Origin of the sequence: Aestuariicoccus sp. MJ-SS9, assembly GCF_032586235.1 — a bacterium.
In the GTDB taxonomy this organism is placed as follows: domain Bacteria; phylum Pseudomonadota; class Alphaproteobacteria; order Rhodobacterales; family Rhodobacteraceae; genus Aestuariicoccus.
Map to the genome: position 1 here is coordinate 65816 of NZ_JAWHTD010000001.1, position 15547 is coordinate 81362.

Here is a 15547-nt window from a genome sequence, read left to right on the forward strand (position 1 = left end):
CTAGCCGCCCATCCGCTCTTCGATGCGCTGCACCACGCGGGCGGGCACCTTGGCCTGCGACAGCTGCGCCAGAATGCGGCTCTTGGCCTCGGCGGGCATACGCTTGTTGCCTTCGACGAAGGCGACAAGCCGGGCGCGGCGCTCTTCGGTCAGCTCCAGCATCTCGGGTTCTTCGGGGGCGGCGGCGTTGGGGCCGCGCAGCGGTTTGACCTTGATCCCGGCGCCCAGCAGCGGCGTGCGTTCGGCCACGACCTCTTTGTCGGCCAGATCGCGGGCGCGGATCAGGATATCGTCGCCCTGGCGGCGCATGACCTCGACCGCGACGGATTCCAGCCGGTCGTCGGTGCCGATCACGAGCACCTCGCCCGCCGCGTTGACCGCGCTTGCGGGCAGGCGGGCGACGAAGGGTAGGGCGGGTTCTTCGATCCGGACGGTCACGAAATCGCCGGGCTTGAAGCCCGGCGCGCTGTCCAGCGTTGCAAAGAGCAGCCGCCCGGTCTGGCCCGCGCCCACCGCCGCGCCTTCGCGGGTCAGGCGGCCGGCGGCGGTCAGATCGGTGCCGAAGACATCCAGCGTGACGCCGACAGGGGCTTCGCGCAGGGTCCCGTCGCTGTCCAGCAGGCGGGTGTATTGCTGGGTCGAGACGCGGAACGCGACCTCGAGCGATTGCGGATCGACCAGTTGCGCCAGCTGTTCATTGGCCGACACCAGCCGCCCGCCGACCACTGTCACGCCGCTGAGCGTCCCGTCGAACGCGGCGCGGATTTCGGTGTCGTCCAGATGCCGCTGCGCCTCGTTGCGGGCGATTTCGGCGCGTTTCAGCCGGGTCTGCGCCTGGTCGATGCGCGCCTCGGCCTGGGCCAGCGCCTGGCGGCGGGCCAGCACCTGCGCCCTTGCGGCAGAGGCGGCCAGCTCGGCGGTTTCTACCGCCGCCGCCGTTCCGACGCCCCGGCTTTCCAGATCCTTCTGCCGCTGGAACGCGCGGTCGCGCAGATCGACCTGTTCCTGCGCGGCGATCAACTCGTCCCGCGCCAGAAGGATCGCGCGGTCGGCCTCGCGTACCTCGGCCTCGGCATCCAGCACGTCGCTTTCCGCGCGGTCCAGCGCGGCCTGCGCCTCGGCGGGGTCGATCCGCGCCAGAAGCTGACCGGCCTGCACTCGCCCGCCCTCGAAGAAGGCGGGGTCGAGCTCGATCAGTGTGCCGCCCGCGGCGGCGCGCAGTTCCAGCGTGCGGCGGCTCTGCACCTCGCCAAAGGCGGTAAGGATGGGGGTTTCGGTGCCGAAGACCACCGGCACCACGTTGACCGCGAAGACCCGTTCGCGCGCCTGCGGCACCCTCGGTTCCTCGGCCAGCCGCGTCTGGACGGCGTCGCGCACCATCGCCCCGGCCCAGACCAGCAGGCCCAGGGTCAGCGACAGCAAAAAGAGGCCGGTCAGGCTTTGACGCAGAAAGCGCATGGCGCTCCTTTCCGAGGTTGCGCGGGATAGTGTATTATGTAGCGAGCGCAGGGGGCTTGCCAAGAGAACGGGGGTTAAACGCCCCCGCGGGTCATTTCCGTCGCTGGTGTTCGTCCAGCCGTGGCATGATCTCGACAAAGTTGCAGGGCCGGTGGCGGTAATCCAGCTGCAGCGACAGGATTTCGTCCCAGGCGTCCTTGCAGGCTCCGGGGCTGCCGGGCAGGGCGAACAGATAGGTGCCCCCGGCCACGCCGCCGGTGGCGCGGGACTGCACCGCGCTGGTGCCGATCTTGGCCATCGACACATGGGTGAAGACCGTGCCGAAGGCGTCGATCTCTTTCTCGTAGACGTCGCGATGCGCCTCGACCGTCACGTCGTGCCCGGTCAGCCCGGTGCCGCCGGTCGAGATCACCACGTCGATCCCCGGATCGGCGACCCAGGCGCGCAGCTGCTCGGCGATCTGGCTGCGTTCGTCGCGGATGATCTGGCGGTCGGCGAGGATATGCCCCGCGCCTTCGATCCGCTGGGCCAGTGTGTCGCCGGACCGGTCCTGCGACAGGTCGCGGGTGTCGCTGACGGTCAGTACGGCGATGCGGACGGGGATGAACTCGCGGGTTTCGTCGATGCGGGACATGGGGAGGCTCTGGTTTCAGGGGCAGGGATGCATGACCGGAAGGCGCGGCGTCTCGAAGACTTGCGCCATGCGTGCCCGGCCGGGGCCGGAGGCGAGATAGGCCGCGAAGCCGGTCCATGGGGCGGAAGGGTCGCCGCAGATGCCCGCGCCGATGGCGGCGCGGCGGCTGGCCAGCGCGGTGTCGAGGAAGGCGGGCAGTTCCCCCGCACCGAGCGGCGGAAAGGTATTGGCGGCGTAAAAGGCCGCGGCCTCGACCACCAGCCGCGACAGGGATTCGCGGTCGGCGTCGCCCAGCGTCTCGGGGCAAAGCTGCACCGCCGCGGCGATCTCGAACACCCGGTCGATGGCGCAACCCGCCGCCCCCCAGGAGCTTTGATCGGTGGCGGTATACATGCCGTTGTAGTCGGTCACGATCACCGGGCCCGGCAATTCCAGGATACGCCGGTCGGGCGTGGCCTGCTGAACCTCCGCCGCGTGATGGTCGAAGAGCGCGGGATAATCGATCTCGAAGGCCTGCGCGGGCAGGGCCCAGACGGCGAGGAGGCACAGCACCCTCATCCCAGCCGCGCCTTCAGCGACAAGAGGTCGGACCAGCTCTCGCGCTTGGCCGAGGGGGTGCGCAGCAGGTAGGCGGGGTGGAACATCGGCAGGGCGGGCAGGCCCTGCGCCTCGGTCCAGTGGCCGCGCAGGCGGGTGATGCCGCGTTTGCCCAGCAGCGCCTGACAGCTGATGTTGCCGACGACGACCAGTACCTCGGGCTTGGCCAGCGCGATGTGGCGGAAGAGGAACGGCTGCATCATGGCGATCTCGTCCGGTTTCGGATCGCGGTTCTGCGGCGGCCGCCAGGGCAGGACGTTGGTGATATAGACGTTCTCTTCGCGGCTGAGTCCGATGGTGGCCAGCATCAGGTCGAGCAAATGGCCCGCCCGCCCGACGAAGGGCCGGCCCTCGCGGTCTTCGTCGCGGCCCGGGGCCTCGCCCACGATCATCACCCGCGCGCCCGGCACCCCGTCCGAAAAGACGAGGTTGCGCGCGCCTTTCTTCAACTCGCAATGCTCATAGGCCGCAAGTGCCGCGCGCAGGGCCTCCAGATCGCCTGCCGCATCGGCCATCGCGCGCGCCTCGGCGACGGCGTCGACCTCGGGCGCGGGGGGCACCGGCGCGGGCGCCTCGGCCTTGGCCACCACGGGCGCTGCGGCCTTGGCGCGCGCGGCCTCCTCCAGCGCAAAGCGGTCGATCGGGGCCTCGGCGAGCGTCTCGTCGATCCCCATCTCCAGCTGCCAGCTGAGCGCGGCATGGGCCGCGTGCCATTCAAGTGCCGAATCCATGACCGCGATCCTAGCCCGCGACGGCGGCAATGCCACGCCCCGATCTGCGAAATCCCGCCGCCGGTCCCACTTGCCGCCCGCCCGCCCGCTGCCTATACAGACCCGACCAGCCGGAGCCCGCCCATGCGTTTCGATCAGCGACACCTTCTGGGGATCGAGCCCCTGCGCCCCGACGAAATCACCACTCTTCTTAATCTTGCCGACGATTACGTCCGGTTCAACCGGGGCCGCGACAAGCACAGCCAGGTGCTGAGCGGGCGCACCCAGATCAACATGTTCTTCGAGAACTCCACCCGGACGCAGGCCAGTTTCGAACTGGCGGGCAAGCGGCTGGGGGCCAATGTGATGAACATGGCGATGGAGGCGAGCTCGATCAAAAAGGGCGAGACGCTGATCGATACGGCGCTGACGCTGAACGCCATGCACCCCGACCTGCTGGTGGTGCGCCACCCGCATTCCGGGGCGGTCGATCTTCTGGCGCAGAAGGTGCATTGCGCCGTGCTGAACGCGGGTGACGGTCGGCACGAACACCCCACCCAGGCGCTGCTCGACGCGTTGACGATCCGCCGGGCCAAGGGCCGGCTGCACCGGCTGAACATCGCGATCTGCGGGGATATCGCGCATTCCCGCGTGGCGCGGTCGAACATCCTGCTGCTGCACAAGATGGAAAACCGCATCCGCCTTGTGGGCCCGCCGACGCTGATGCCCGCGGGCATCGAGCATTTCGGGGTCGAGGTCTATGACGACATGTGCGAAGGCCTGAGGGACGTCGACGTGGTGATGATGCTGCGGCTGCAGAAAGAGCGGATGGACGGCGGCTTCATCCCCTCGGAACGCGAATATTACCACCGCTACGGGCTCGATGCCGAAAAGCTGGCTTTTGCCAAGCCCGACGCCATCGTCATGCACCCCGGCCCGATGAACCGCGGGGTCGAGATCGACGGCACGCTGGCGGACGACATCAACCGCTCGGTTATCCAGGAGCAGGTCGAGATGGGCGTCGCGGTGCGCATGGCGGCGATGGAGCTTTTGGCGCGGAACCTGCGCGCCCGCCCGACCGAGGTCATGGCATGAGCGTGACGATGGAGATCAACGGCTCGGAAACCGGTGTCGTTCGGCTCTTTCACCTCGATCTGCCGCCCGAGGCGGTCGACCGCTTTACCACCCAGGCGGGCACCGGCGAATGGCCGCTGCAATACGGGCTGGGGGCCAAGCGCCTGCGTCCGGCGTTCGTCGAGTTGGTGGCGATCCGGGATCTGGAAGGGATGGCGCTGTCGTCCTACCTCGTCGAGGCGCACAATGTGCAGGGCACGGATTTCAAGGCGGCGCGGGCGCAGATCGACGCGCTGAAAGGGCATGTGCTGGTGCTGCCCAGCCAGGCGTTCGACAACACCTCGCAAACCCTGACGATCCGGACCCCGCTGCGCTGGATCGGCACCTTCACCGAGGCCGGTCCGCGCAAGAGCGCGGCGCGGCTGACCAGCCGTTCGGCGCGCGGGGTGACCGGAACCGGGCCGGCCCCCGTCGGCAAGGGCGTGTCGCTGGCGCTGAAGATCGTGCTGGCTGTTCTGGCGGCGGTCATCCTCGCGGTCGTCGCCTTGGCCGTCCGGCCGTAGGGTGCGCGATTTCGCGCACCGCTCTTCGGGCCGTCGGCAACGGTGCGCGAAATCGCGCACCCTACGGCGTTGCGCCGGATAACGGGGCGGCGGCAACGGTTTATCTGAACAGCGCCGCGTAGCGTGGGATGAAGAACTTTGCAAAGGCCTTTACTTCGGGCCGACGATAAGCCTCCGGCGCGATCAGCACCATATGCGGCGCGTCCAGCTCTTTGGGCGGGTCGAAGCAGCGGATCAGCGTGCCGGCCGCTTCCTCGGCCACCACCATGCGCAGGTTCATGATCCCCAGCCCCTTGCCCGCGCGCACCGCCGCATCCATCACCGTGATTTCGCTGAAGGACCGGGCGATCGCCTCTTCGGCCACGTATTTCCGCACCCAGTCGTGCAGCACCGGCTGGACATCGTCGCGCTGAAAGGTGAAGACCGTGTGGTCCTTCATGTCCTCGGGCCGCTCGGGCAGACCACGTGCCTCCGCATAGGACGGCGCGCCGTAGAGCGTGAACCTCGCCGTGCTGATATGCCGGCAGATCAGGTCGGGATGCTGTCGGCTCCAACTCAGCCGCAGCGCCACGTCCGCCTCTCCGGCCATCAGATCGAGCGGTCTCACCCCGGGCAGGAAATCCAGCCGGACCTCGGGGTGCCGTTCCGAGAACTGGCTGAAGATGTCGCTCACGCGCGGCGAGAATTTGGCGGCGTTGCCGGTGATCCTTATGGGCCGCGCGCAGGTGAGCCCGCGGACCGTCGCGGCCAAGCCATCGGCGGCGGCCTCGATGGCTTCGGCATCCGGCAGGATCGCCAGCGCCGCCTCGGTCGGACGAAAGCCGCGCGTGTCGCGGTCGAAGAGGGTCAGGCCGGTCTCGTGTTCCAAAGCCTCAATGCGCCGTGCGACCGTGGGCTGTGCGATGCCCAGCCCGCGCGAGGCGGCCAGGGTCGAGCCCTTTCGCATCACCGCGAGAAAGACGCGGATGTCCGACCAGTTCCGCAAATCGCTCTTCATTTTTGTAGAGCAGCACAAAATCGTTCAGGATACCAGAGGCTCTGATCCATGGGGTATTCTGAGGGTGTCACTTCGGCATCGAAAGGATCCCCGGCATGGCCTCCATCGACAGAACAGACATTATCGCCCCGACGCTTCTCGACCGGGCCTTCGCCGTCTTTCGGCAGATCGTCAGCGCCCGCGAAGAGACGGCCCTCGAGACCGCCGATGCGGTGCGGGCGCGCCGCGCTTTCGTGCAGGAGATGCTGGACCGCAATCCAAACGCCTTTTCAAGCGACCTCGACGTGAAGTCGATGATGCAGCATTATCCCGACAGTTTTTAGGGGCGCGATGCCCGGAGCAAACTCTGTGCGGCCCGGTCGACGGGTCCACGGCATCCGGTGCATCGGCATTCATTGTGACGAGGCGCCCCGGCCAAGATTGACGCGAGGCGCAAAAGCATGACCGACAACATCCCCTTCTTCGACGGCCACAACGATTTCCTGTTGCGGCTGATGAAATCGCCCGATCCGCGGGAAGAGACCTGGCTGGGCGACGGCGGCAAGGGTCATCTCGATTTGGCGCGGATGAAGGCGGCGGGGTTCGCGGGCGGGCTCTTTGCCATTTTCGTGCCGCCGGTGTCGGACGGGCCGCCGCGCGACTTTCGGGAGCTCATGGCAAAGCCGCCCTACGATCTGCCGTTGCCGCCCCTGATGGATCATGCCGCCGCGCAACCCGTCGCGCTGACCATGGCGGGGCTTTTGCACTGGATGGAACGCGCGGCGCCGCAGGACTTCCGCCTCTGCCGCTCGGTCAAGGATATCCGCGAGGCCTTTGCCGCGGATGTCATCGCCGGGGTGATGCACATGGAAGGGGCCGAGGCGATCGGCCCCGATCTGGACGCGCTCTATCTCTTTCACGACATGGGCCTGCGGTCGCTTGGCCCGGTCTGGAGCCGCCCGACAATCTTTGGCCACGGCGTGCCGATGGCCTTTCCCGGATCGCCGGATATCGGGCCGGGGCTGACCGAAAAGGGCAAGGATCTGGTGCGGCTCTGCGACCGGCTGGGCATTCTCATCGACCTGTCGCATCTCAACGAGGCCGGGTTCGACGATGTCGCCGGTGTGTCGACCGCGCCTCTGGTGGCCACCCATTCCAATGCTCACGCGCTCTGCGCCGCGCCGCGCAACCTGACGGATCGGCAGCTGCACATGATCCGTGAACGCGGCGGCATGGTGGGGGTCAATCTCGCGACCTTCCTTTTGAACGCCGATGGCGCCGCCGCCTCGCACACGGGATGGGACGTGATTTTGCGCCATATCGATTATCTGATCGACCAGGTGGGCGAGGATCACGTCGGGCTGGGCTCGGATTTCGACGGCTGCGTCCTGCCCGATCTGATCGGCGACGTCACCGGCGTGCCGGCCCTGTTCGAGGCGATGCAGGCGCATGGCTTCGATGACGCGCTGCTGCGCAAATTCGCGCGCGAGAACTGGCTTGCCTGCCTCGAGCGCGTTGGCGGCGCATGACCCCGGGGGATATGTCCATGATCGCGCCGGCCCTTCCGCCGCTGAGGCTGACCCGCGCCCTGGTCGACCGCCTTCCGGCCAGGACGGACGAGCGAGGGCCGGTGCGCGTGCCGGATCCCGAACCCGGGCACGACGGCCGTGCCGCCGCCGATATCCTGTCACGGCTCGACCCGCCGGGCGCGCTCTGGGTCTTTGCGGCGGGCTCGCTGATCTGGAACCCGCGCATGGCGGTGGCCGAGCGCCGCCTGGCGCATGTGCAGGGCTGACGGCGGGCGTTTTGCATTGACGACAAACGGTTTCGCGGCTCCCCGTCGGCGCCGGGCCTGATGATGGCGCTCGACCGTGGCGGTGCGTGTGCGGGCGTGGCGCTGCGGATGGAGCCGGGCGACGACCCGCACGGGTCGCTGGTCAGCCTGCTGGAGCAGGAACCGCCGGTTCCGCCGCAACTGGTACGGGCGGACACGCCGGACGGCCCGGTCCCGGCCATCGTCTTTGCCATGGATCCGACGTTCCCGCTGTATCGTCCCGAGCCAGAGCTCGACGATCTGGCGGATATCCTGTCGACGGCCGTGGGTCATATCGGGACGATGGCCGAATACCTGCTGAACACCGTGACCGAACTGGAAAAGGCGGGCGTCCACGATCCGCATCTGTGGCACTTGCAGGACAAGGTGGCGGAGCGGCTTGAACGGTTGGAGTTGCGGGCGGCGCGGTGATCGAGAGGTAATGGGCGGGTTGGTCTTCCGGCAGACCAAGGTCCCGGACCCCTGCAGTCAAGCCGCGACCAGCGCCTGCCCGTGGGGTGGCGCTGCAACCTGCGTTCTGCGCTCTTTATCTCTGCCCAGTCATTGCCCCGAGTGAGCGGCGCGCTTTGCCCTGCCAAAGCGCCAGCCCGCCGGAACGGGCAGGCGCTGGTCGCGGCGGCCTTCGGCCTTGATTCCGCGACTTTGGTGCTCTGAATACAGGTGCACTTTGGTTACGACCGGTTTTGCACCACCACCGGCGTTTCGAAATACCGGAAGCTGGGCGTGCTGCCGAAGGTCTCGGCGACGCGGGAGAGGAACGCCTCGCCATGCGCCTCTTGCGCATCGGCGATGCTGTCCCAGGTGTAGACGCCACCGGCGATCCCGGCCTCTGGGTCATAGAGATAATTCTTGCGGTACAGCTTGGGGTTGGCGCGCCAGATTTCGGCGCTTTCCTCAAAGAGTGCGACGACGCGCTCGCGCCCCATGCCTTCCGGAATGTCGAATGTCACGATCTCGGTGATCATCTGCGGCCCTCCTCTGTGGCGGAAAGGATGCCATGCCGCACGACCCCTGACCAGCCGGGCCGGACCCGCGTCACGTCGGGTGTTCCCCCCGCGCCGAATTTGCCGTACCACGGCGGGAAACCGGTCCAGGGTCCTTGCGCATGACACAGACTTTGCTTCAGAACGCCCGGCTGATCGACCCCGAAGGCGACGCGATCACCTCTGGCGACGTGCTGCTCGGCGATGGCGTGATCCAGGAAATTTACCCGGAAGGCTCTGAAAAGGCGCTGCAAAAGCTGGGGTCGGTCGAGCGGGTCGAGTGCGGCGGCGCGTTCCTCGCCCCCGGCATCGTCGATATCGGCGTCAAGATCGGCGAGCCCGGCGAGCGCCACAAGGAAAGCTACAAGACCGCCGGGCTGGCCGCGGCGGCGGGCGGCGTGACCACCATCGTCACCCGCCCCGACACAAGCCCGGCCATCGACACGCCCGAGGCGCTGGAATTCATCCGCCGCCGCGCCAATGACGCCACCCCGGTCAACGTCCTGCCCATGGCCGCCCTCACCAAAGGCCGCGAAGGCCGCGAGATGACCGAGATCGGCTTTCTGATGGACGCGGGCGCCGTGGCCTTTACCGATTGCGACGCCGTGGTGACCGACACCCGGGTCCTGGCCCGCGCGATGACCTATGCCCGCGGGCTTGGCGCGCTGGTTATGGGCCACCCGCAAGATCCCGGCCTCAGCCGCGGGGCTGCGGCGACCTCGGGCAAGTTCGCGTCCCTGCGCGGCCTGCCCACGGTGTCGCCCATGGCCGAACGCATGGGGCTCGACCGCGACATCGCGCTGATCGAGATGACGGGCGTGCGCTACCACGCCGACCAGATCACCACCGCCCGCGCATTGCCGGCGCTCGAGCGGGCCAAGGCCAACGGGTTCGACGTGACCGCGGGCACCTCGATGCACCACCTCACGCTGAACGAGATGGACGTGTCCGACTACCGCACCTTCTTCAAGGTCAAGCCGCCGCTGCGGTCCGAGGACGACCGTCAGGCGGTGATCGAGGCGGTGCGCACGGGGCTGATCGACATCATCGGCTCGTTCCACACGCCCCAGGACGAGGAATCCAAACGCCTGCCGTTCGAAGAGGCCGCGAGCGGCGCGGTGGGGCTCGAGACGATGCTGCCGGTGCTGCTGCGGCTCTACCATTCCGGCGAGCTGCCCTTGCCGGTTCTCTTCCGCGCGCTGTCGCTGAACCCGGCGCGGAGGCTTGGTCTGCCCGCGGGCCGAATGGCCAAAGGCGCCCCGGCCGACCTGGTGCTCTTCGACGCCGACAAACCGCTGATCCTCGACCGCTTCAAGCTACAGTCGAAGTCCAAGAACACCCCCTTCGACGGCGCCCGCCTGCAAGGAAAGGTGCTGCGCACCTATGTCGCCGGGCGGTGCGTTTGGAAGGCGGGGTAGGCGGGGGCTTTTTGAGGGCAGGGTGGCGGGGATGAACGGGCGGTTTCCGGAAGTTCCTAGCAGCTGCAGCAAGAAACCAGGCCCAACCGAATACGGAAATTCGGCGCTTGGATCTCGGAGACATTACGATAACGTCAAGGGTTTTGGATCTGCGATACCCTGTAGGCAATCATCCAACAAGATGCCCTCCAAATGAAAGTCAGGCTCACGATGCCTGAAAGTGCGCTTGAATCTTGTCTTTGACCTTGTCTTTCACTTCTTCCTTGAAGCTCGGTCCTTTGGCGATCTGATCGACTCCCCCAGCATTGGAAAACAGGTGCCACACTTCCGAAATCGCTTCTGAAATGTCGTCGCTGGAAATCTGACCTTTAAGCTTGGAAACTCTATCGGCATTCAAGGAAATGGACTTGGATTTAAGCGCGCAAACCCAGAAAAGAACATAAAATCGTATGTTGTTTCTGTCTCTCGCAACGAGGCCAGATGTTTCCTTGAGCTTCAACTCGATCTTGCGGATTGTCGAAGCAGCAACAAGATATGCATCCAAGGCATAGGTATCTGCAAAAATTGAATTGTAAACCGCATCATCTTTTATCAGAGACGAAGGCCGAGCCCTTGCGTTGTCCGGTTCACCCCGAAACAACGTCATAACTGCTTGAGCCATTAGGGCGATGCTGATAATTTTCGCAGCAGGCTTTCCTTCATTCTTGTAGAAATTCTTCCTCCTATCATAAAAATAACCATTGGCTTTCAAGTGATGTTCAATGTCCCTCTGAATTTTATCGGTCGCCCTTAGAGACGCGAGCGGCACCTGATTTTGACTATTGGTTGCCTTTATTATCTTGTCTCGGACCTCTTCATTTTCTGAGGCAACCACCTTGACCATCACCGATCTTGCGTCATTCCTATCTACGCCGGAAAAGAATCTACCAATTTCAGAGCTTGTCTGCAGGCCATTAACGATCTGGGGGTTTTCAATGGTAATTATTGATCCGCCCGAGCTGGCCCGCGATGCAAGAATAGTAACTCCATTGTTAAACCACCAAAAATCATCGGCCCGGCCGCTTTCCAGGGTGTTCGAGATTTCCTGATTTACCTCAGTTGAGCCTTGGTAGTCGCGAACGTTGGCCTCGAATAGATCTGACCGTATTTCTGACCCACCACCTAAGAGAAACGTATAGAAATTCCTTAGCTTAACTAACGCAACGTACCCATTGCTTCCATTGAGGGATTGATCGAAAGTGAGTTCAAAAGTTTGCGTAGGCTTCGTGCGGGCGAGAACCAAGAGCTCCTTTGCTCCCCAAAGCTTAAAGCTCACCTCTGCTTCATCAAATAGGCTTTTTAATGTATCAACGAGTTCCTCCGCCTTCAACTGAGTGTTTTGATGAACATCCGCGGTCGACTTGGTACATGCATATATTATTTTAATTTTCAAGGAGGGAAATTTTGAGGCAAGTCGTCTGTATGACTTGCGAAATATGTCCGCTCGAGATTTCACTTCCGAGTTATACTGTGTTAGTGTATCAAAATCTTGAGACAGGCTCAAAAGACGCCTGAGTGACAGTATCATATTATTGATCGGTGTTTCCGAGAACCCGCTTGTTGATTTGCTTTGGATGATCACGACTTCCAGGTCAGCAGATTTTTTGGGCAGGGTGAAACCTACCTCCTCCCCGACGCACTCCCCATCTACAAAGGTATAAAAAGAATCAATGCCGCCATCGTGTTCGCCGTCAACGATCCCGGCTTGTATTTCCTCGTAGGAAAGTTCGTACTCTTTTGTGGCCTGCTCTGCGCAAAAAACTTCGAAGAAGTCCGGCGCGGACATCTCAGGGGCAATCGTTTCGTTTTGATCCTGCAGAACCTGACCAAGAATAATTTCTGAGTTGTCAGCCATTGGCGAATTTTCTTCCCGCTTTTCTGCTCGCAGCTGTAGCGCCCTTCTCCGACGACGGCAACGGCAAGCAACGTTACGGCACCTTGTTCAACCCTGAACGGCAGATATGGGCAGCTTGCGTCGCGTCATCGGCCGGCAATAGGTGCATGGCCGACCGACGACCGATTCCCCGGCACCTGTCATGCGATGGATTGCGGAGGGCGGGGGGGGATCGTATGGTTCGGGCATGGATATGTCTGTGTTCTCTGTGCTGCTTTGGGCGGTCGTCGGGTATCTGATGGGGTCGGTGCCGTTCGGGCTGCTGATCACGCGGGGCTCGGGGATCGATCTGCGCAGTGTGGGGTCGGGCAATATCGGCGCGACCAACGTATTGCGGACCGGCAAGAAGGGGGCGGCGGCGCTGACGCTGATCCTCGACGCGGCGAAGGGGGCGGCGGCGGTGCTGCTGGCGCGCGCCGTGGCGGGCGAAGAGGCGGCGCAGGTGGCCGGGCTGGCGGCCTTCTTCGGGCATTGCTACCCGGTCTGGCTGCGGTTCAAGGGCGGCAAGGGCGTGGCGACCTTCCTGGGCATCCTTCTGGCCATCGCCTGGCCGGTCGGCATGCTGAGCTGCGCGACATGGCTGGCGGCGGTGGCGCTTAGCCGCATCTCGAGCATGGGGGCGCTGGTGGCGGCGGCTTTCTCGACCTTGTGGATGTTCCTGCTGGGGCGGGGCGAGGTGATCGGGCTGGGCATCGTGCTGACGCTGATGATCTTTTGGCGGCACCGGGAAAACATCGCGCGCCTGAAGGCCGGAACGGAGCCTCAGATCGGGAAAAAGGCCTGAGCCTGGCGCTGCCCTGAGGGGTGGACTGGACGGCTTTTCAGGATGCGCTGGAGCGGCATGGGCCGACCGGTCGTCGAAGAGTATGTGCCACGGCCGGCGGCATGCAGACACATAAGGACACCCGAATTGGCCGCGTTCGTCTGAACATCATTGCCGAAAGCGCCTCGTTCCTCGTTCTCGGGGGTCGCGCCGGAGCCGGTCTTTTTCAGCGAACCGGGCGGCAATGGGATCGGCATGGTCGGCGCGACCTTGGTGCGCTGTACCGGCCGGTTCTTGGCGGCGGTGCGCGCAGAGCACGCACCCTACGGGGCTTGGCGCCGTGTTGTCCGGAGGCGCAACGCGGTCCCGGACCCGATCCGGGACCTCTGCCCTCGCCTTGACGCGGTGAGGTCTGCCGATATTGCCGCGCGCCGGACTTGTCCCCGGGGCGCGCCGCGCCTAGGGTCGGAGCGGCGTGAAGGAGGCGAGACATCATGGCGACCGGCAGCAATATCCGCACATATTTCGGCGGCACCTGGCATGAGGGCGATGTGCCGGTCATGCGGGCCGCCGATCACGGCGCATGGCTGGGATCGGGCGTGTTCGACGGTGCGCGCTTTGTGCAGGGCGTTGCCCCCGACCTGCTGGCGCATTGCGCCCGGGTGAACCGCTCTGCCGAGGCGCTTATGCTGACCCCGACGGTTGGCGCCCAAGAGATGGTGGCGATGGTGATGGAGGGGCTCGAGGCCTATCCCAAGGACGCCGCCGTCTATATCCGTCCGATGTATTGGGGGATCGACGGCGATCAGACGGCGATCGTGCCGCAGTCCGGCAAGACCGGCTTTGCGATCTGTCTGGAACAGATCCCCATGGCCCCTGAAAGCGCCGCCGCCAGTCTTGGTCGGACGCGGTTCCGCCGCCCGGTGCTGGAGGATGCGGTGGTCAACGCCAAGGCCGGCTGTCTTTATCCCAACAACGCGCGCATGCTGGCCGATGTGCGCCAGCGCGGCTTTCAGAACGCGCTGGTGGCCGATGCGATGGGCAACGTCGCGGAAACCGCGACGGCCAACGTCTTTATGGTGCGCGACGGGGTTGCCTTCACGCCGATCCCGAACGGCACCTTCCTGGCCGGGATCACCCGTGCGCGCCACATCGCCAACATGCGCGCCGACGGGATCGAGGTGGTCGAGACGGTGCTGACCTTCGCCGATTTCGATGATGCGGACGAGGTGTTCATGTCGGGCAACATGAACAAGGTCACCCCGGTCAACGGGTTCGAGGACAAGAGCTATCAGGTCGGCCCGGTGACCCGCCGGGTGCGCGAGCTTTACTGGGACTGGGCGTTGTCGACCTGAGGCCTTGAGCCGCTGGGATCGGACGAAAGTTTCGCCGCGCGCTGGCGCGTGCAGCGACCGGCCGGGGGCTCCGCCCCGTCGCAATTGTCTCTCGGACCAATGGCGCGACAATGGCAATCGCCGGGGGCTCTGCCCCCGGACCCCCGGGATATTTTTGACCAGATGAAGCAGGAGCGCGGGGCGGTTGGCGTGTCGTGTGCGTGCGTCGGGCGCGCTTACAGCGATTTCAGATCGGAGAAACGGACCAGCCGGCGCGTCGGTTCGTGCCACAGGTTCAGCCGCGCGCAGGCCAGCGAGCTGCGCAGGGTCAGCCGAGAGTGCTCGACCAGTTCGGCATGGTCGCGCAGGACCTCGGGCAGGCGGTAGAACGGGATGCGGCTGTAGAGGTGGTGCACGTGGTGGATGCCGATATTCGCTGTCAGCCACCGCAGCGGCGCGGGCAGGTCGTAATGCGAGGAACCGTGCAGTGCGGCCTCGTGCAGGTGCCAGTCGGGACCCATGTCCCAATGGGTCTCTTCGAACTGGTGCTGCACGTAGAAGAGCCATACGCCGACCGATCCCGCGACCATCACCGTGGGCAGCCAGACGAAGGCCAGCGCGGCCCAGCCGCCCAGCAGGTAGAACGCCGAGAGCAGCGCCAGGATGCTCAGGTTCGTGCCCATCGCGCTGATCCAGTAGCGGCTGCCTTCATGCATGACGCCGAAGGGCAGGCGCTGTTTGAGCAGGAAGACATAGGCCGGCCCGATGGCGAACATCACGAAAGGGTGGCGGTAGGCGCGGTAGGCCAGACGGCCCAGCGGGCCGCGAGCGCGGTATTCGTCGACCGTCAGCGTGTCGAGATCGCCGATCCCGCGGGAATCGAGATTGCCCGAGGCCGAGTGGTGGATCGCATGGCAGCGCCTCCAGACGTCATAGGGGGTCATGGTCAGCACCCCCAGGCAGCGGCCGATCCAGTCGCGGGCGCGCCGGTTGTCGAGAAAGGAGCCATGCCCGCAATCGTGCTGGATGGCGAAAAGGCGCAGCAGGAACATCCCGTTGACCGCCGCGATCCCCATGGCCAGCGCCCAGTGCAGGCTGAGTGCCCATCCCGCCAGCGCCCAAAGCGACAGGAAGGGCAAAAGCGTCACCGTCAGCTCCCAGATCGAGCGTTTCGTGTCCGGTTGACGATAGTCGGCCAGGATACGCACCCAGTCGCGGGCGGTCTCGACGGTCCGCTCTGCGGGGGTCGGCACTTTGTGGAATGTCATTG

General features: G+C 65.1%; 16 protein-coding genes and 1 pseudogene. 9 read left to right on the top strand and 8 right to left on the bottom strand.

Translation table 11 applies throughout. From position 1 onward, the window contains the following. From RXV88_RS00300 to RXV88_RS00315, 4 genes are all read right to left on the bottom strand, one after another. A complete protein-coding gene (locus tag RXV88_RS00300; protein WP_316289682.1) occupies positions 1–1458 on the bottom strand; it encodes an efflux RND transporter periplasmic adaptor subunit in 1458 nt (485 codons plus the stop codon). Positions 1459–1549: 91 nt separating this feature from the next. Then, positions 1550–2092: a molybdenum cofactor biosynthesis protein B gene (gene moaB, locus RXV88_RS00305; RefSeq protein ID WP_316289683.1), complete on the bottom strand. Its 543-nt coding sequence runs from the start codon at positions 2090–2092 to the stop codon at positions 1550–1552. Between the two features lie 15 nt (positions 2093–2107). Beyond that, the gene (locus RXV88_RS00310) at positions 2108–2650 is read right to left on the bottom strand and encodes a hypothetical protein (RefSeq protein WP_316289684.1); all 543 of its coding nucleotides are present in this window, start codon (positions 2648–2650) and stop codon (positions 2108–2110) included. Further along, positions 2647–3420 (bottom strand): uracil-DNA glycosylase, encoded by a 774-nt coding sequence (locus tag RXV88_RS00315; protein ID WP_316289685.1) that lies wholly within the window; start codon positions 3418–3420, stop codon positions 2647–2649. The genes RXV88_RS00310 and RXV88_RS00315 overlap by 4 nt, the downstream gene beginning before the upstream one ends. A 123-nt stretch (positions 3421–3543) precedes the next feature. On the opposite strand from RXV88_RS00315, the gene RXV88_RS00320 reads away from it, so the two are divergent. Further along, positions 3544–4494: an aspartate carbamoyltransferase catalytic subunit gene (locus RXV88_RS00320; RefSeq protein ID WP_316289686.1), complete on the top strand. Its 951-nt coding sequence runs from the start codon at positions 3544–3546 to the stop codon at positions 4492–4494. Next, positions 4491–5036: an aspartate carbamoyltransferase catalytic subunit gene (locus RXV88_RS00325; protein WP_316289687.1), complete on the top strand. Its 546-nt coding sequence runs from the start codon at positions 4491–4493 to the stop codon at positions 5034–5036. The genes RXV88_RS00320 and RXV88_RS00325 overlap by 4 nt, the downstream gene beginning before the upstream one ends. 100 nt (positions 5037–5136) lie before the next feature. Here RXV88_RS00325 and RXV88_RS00330 read toward each other — a convergent pair whose 3' ends face one another. After that, positions 5137–6033 (bottom strand): LysR family transcriptional regulator, encoded by an 897-nt coding sequence (locus RXV88_RS00330; protein ID WP_316289688.1) that lies wholly within the window; start codon positions 6031–6033, stop codon positions 5137–5139. 95 nt (positions 6034–6128) lie between these two features. Between RXV88_RS00330 and RXV88_RS00335 the strand changes: the two genes are divergently transcribed. From RXV88_RS00335 to RXV88_RS00350, 4 genes and pseudogenes are all read left to right on the top strand, one after another. Then, a complete protein-coding gene (locus RXV88_RS00335; RefSeq protein ID WP_316289689.1) occupies positions 6129–6356 on the top strand; it encodes a hypothetical protein in 228 nt (75 codons plus the stop codon). 117 nt (positions 6357–6473) lie between these two features. Continuing rightward, positions 6474–7541, top strand: coding sequence for a dipeptidase (locus tag RXV88_RS00340; RefSeq protein WP_316289690.1), 1068 nt, complete (start codon positions 6474–6476; stop codon positions 7539–7541). 17 nt (positions 7542–7558) lie between these two features. Beyond that, entirely contained in the window at positions 7559–7807 is a 249-nt protein-coding gene (locus RXV88_RS00345) for a hypothetical protein (RefSeq protein ID WP_316289691.1), read from the top strand. A 12-nt stretch (positions 7808–7819) separates the two neighbouring features. Continuing rightward, positions 7820–8257, top strand: a pseudogene (locus RXV88_RS00350) (gamma-glutamylcyclotransferase); the annotation flags it as partial. Positions 8258–8517: 260 nt separating this feature from the next. Here RXV88_RS00350 and RXV88_RS00355 read toward each other — a convergent pair. Further along, positions 8518–8811 carry a hypothetical protein gene (locus RXV88_RS00355; RefSeq protein WP_316289692.1) on the bottom strand — a complete coding sequence of 98 codons (294 nt, stop codon included), beginning with the start codon at positions 8809–8811 and terminating at the stop codon, positions 8518–8520. Positions 8812–8951: 140 nt separating this feature from the next. On the opposite strand from RXV88_RS00355, the gene pyrC reads away from it, so the two are divergent. Further along, positions 8952–10247: a dihydroorotase gene (gene pyrC, locus RXV88_RS00360; RefSeq protein WP_316289693.1), complete on the top strand. Its 1296-nt coding sequence runs from the start codon at positions 8952–8954 to the stop codon at positions 10245–10247. Positions 10248–10452: 205 nt separating this feature from the next. On the opposite strand, the gene RXV88_RS00365 is transcribed toward pyrC, so the two are convergent. Continuing rightward, a complete protein-coding gene (locus RXV88_RS00365) occupies positions 10453–12141 on the bottom strand; it encodes an AIPR family protein (RefSeq protein WP_316289694.1) in 1689 nt (562 codons plus the stop codon). Between the two features lie 226 nt (positions 12142–12367). Here RXV88_RS00365 and plsY point away from each other — a divergent pair, with 226 nt between their 5' ends. Together plsY and RXV88_RS00375 are read left to right on the top strand one after the other, a co-directional pair. Further along, a complete protein-coding gene (gene plsY, locus RXV88_RS00370) occupies positions 12368–12964 on the top strand; it encodes a glycerol-3-phosphate 1-O-acyltransferase PlsY (RefSeq protein WP_316289695.1) in 597 nt (198 codons plus the stop codon). A gap of 473 nt (positions 12965–13437) precedes the next feature. Further along, positions 13438–14298, top strand: a complete 861-nt coding sequence (locus RXV88_RS00375) for a branched-chain amino acid aminotransferase (protein ID WP_316289696.1) — start codon at positions 13438–13440, stop codon at positions 14296–14298. 215 nt (positions 14299–14513) lie between these two features. Here the strand turns inward: RXV88_RS00375 and RXV88_RS00380 are convergent, their stop codons facing one another. Continuing rightward, a complete protein-coding gene (locus tag RXV88_RS00380; RefSeq protein ID WP_316289697.1) occupies positions 14514–15545 on the bottom strand; it encodes a fatty acid desaturase in 1032 nt (343 codons plus the stop codon). Positions 15546–15547: the final 2 nt, after the last annotated feature.

Bases quoted from the DNA above. Each gene is read 5' to 3' on its own strand.
- RXV88_RS00325 (WP_316289687.1), top strand. From the start codon at position 4,491: ATGAGCGTGACGATGGAGATCAACGGCTCGGAAACCGGTGTCGTTCGG.
- RXV88_RS00315 (WP_316289685.1), bottom strand. From the start codon at position 3,420: ATGGATTCGGCACTTGAATGGCACGCGGCCCATGCCGCGCTCAGCTGG.
- moaB (WP_316289683.1), bottom strand. From the start codon at position 2,092: ATGTCCCGCATCGACGAAACCCGCGAGTTCATCCCCGTCCGCATCGCC.
- RXV88_RS00365 (WP_316289694.1), bottom strand. From the start codon at position 12,141: ATGGCTGACAACTCAGAAATTATTCTTGGTCAGGTTCTGCAGGATCAA.
- RXV88_RS00330 (WP_316289688.1), bottom strand. From the start codon at position 6,033: ATGAAGAGCGATTTGCGGAACTGGTCGGACATCCGCGTCTTTCTCGCG.
- RXV88_RS00355 (WP_316289692.1), bottom strand. From the start codon at position 8,811: ATGATCACCGAGATCGTGACATTCGACATTCCGGAAGGCATGGGGCGC.
- RXV88_RS00335 (WP_316289689.1), top strand. From the start codon at position 6,129: ATGGCCTCCATCGACAGAACAGACATTATCGCCCCGACGCTTCTCGAC.
- plsY (WP_316289695.1), top strand. From the start codon at position 12,368: ATGGATATGTCTGTGTTCTCTGTGCTGCTTTGGGCGGTCGTCGGGTAT.
- RXV88_RS00300 (WP_316289682.1), bottom strand. From the start codon at position 1,458: ATGCGCTTTCTGCGTCAAAGCCTGACCGGCCTCTTTTTGCTGTCGCTG.
- RXV88_RS00375 (WP_316289696.1), top strand. From the start codon at position 13,438: ATGGCGACCGGCAGCAATATCCGCACATATTTCGGCGGCACCTGGCAT.
- RXV88_RS00345 (WP_316289691.1), top strand. From the start codon at position 7,559: ATGATCGCGCCGGCCCTTCCGCCGCTGAGGCTGACCCGCGCCCTGGTC.
- RXV88_RS00380 (WP_316289697.1), bottom strand. From the start codon at position 15,545: ATGACATTCCACAAAGTGCCGACCCCCGCAGAGCGGACCGTCGAGACC.
- RXV88_RS00340 (WP_316289690.1), top strand. From the start codon at position 6,474: ATGACCGACAACATCCCCTTCTTCGACGGCCACAACGATTTCCTGTTG.
- pyrC (WP_316289693.1), top strand. From the start codon at position 8,952: ATGACACAGACTTTGCTTCAGAACGCCCGGCTGATCGACCCCGAAGGC.
- RXV88_RS00320 (WP_316289686.1), top strand. From the start codon at position 3,544: ATGCGTTTCGATCAGCGACACCTTCTGGGGATCGAGCCCCTGCGCCCC.
- RXV88_RS00310 (WP_316289684.1), bottom strand. From the start codon at position 2,650: ATGAGGGTGCTGTGCCTCCTCGCCGTCTGGGCCCTGCCCGCGCAGGCC.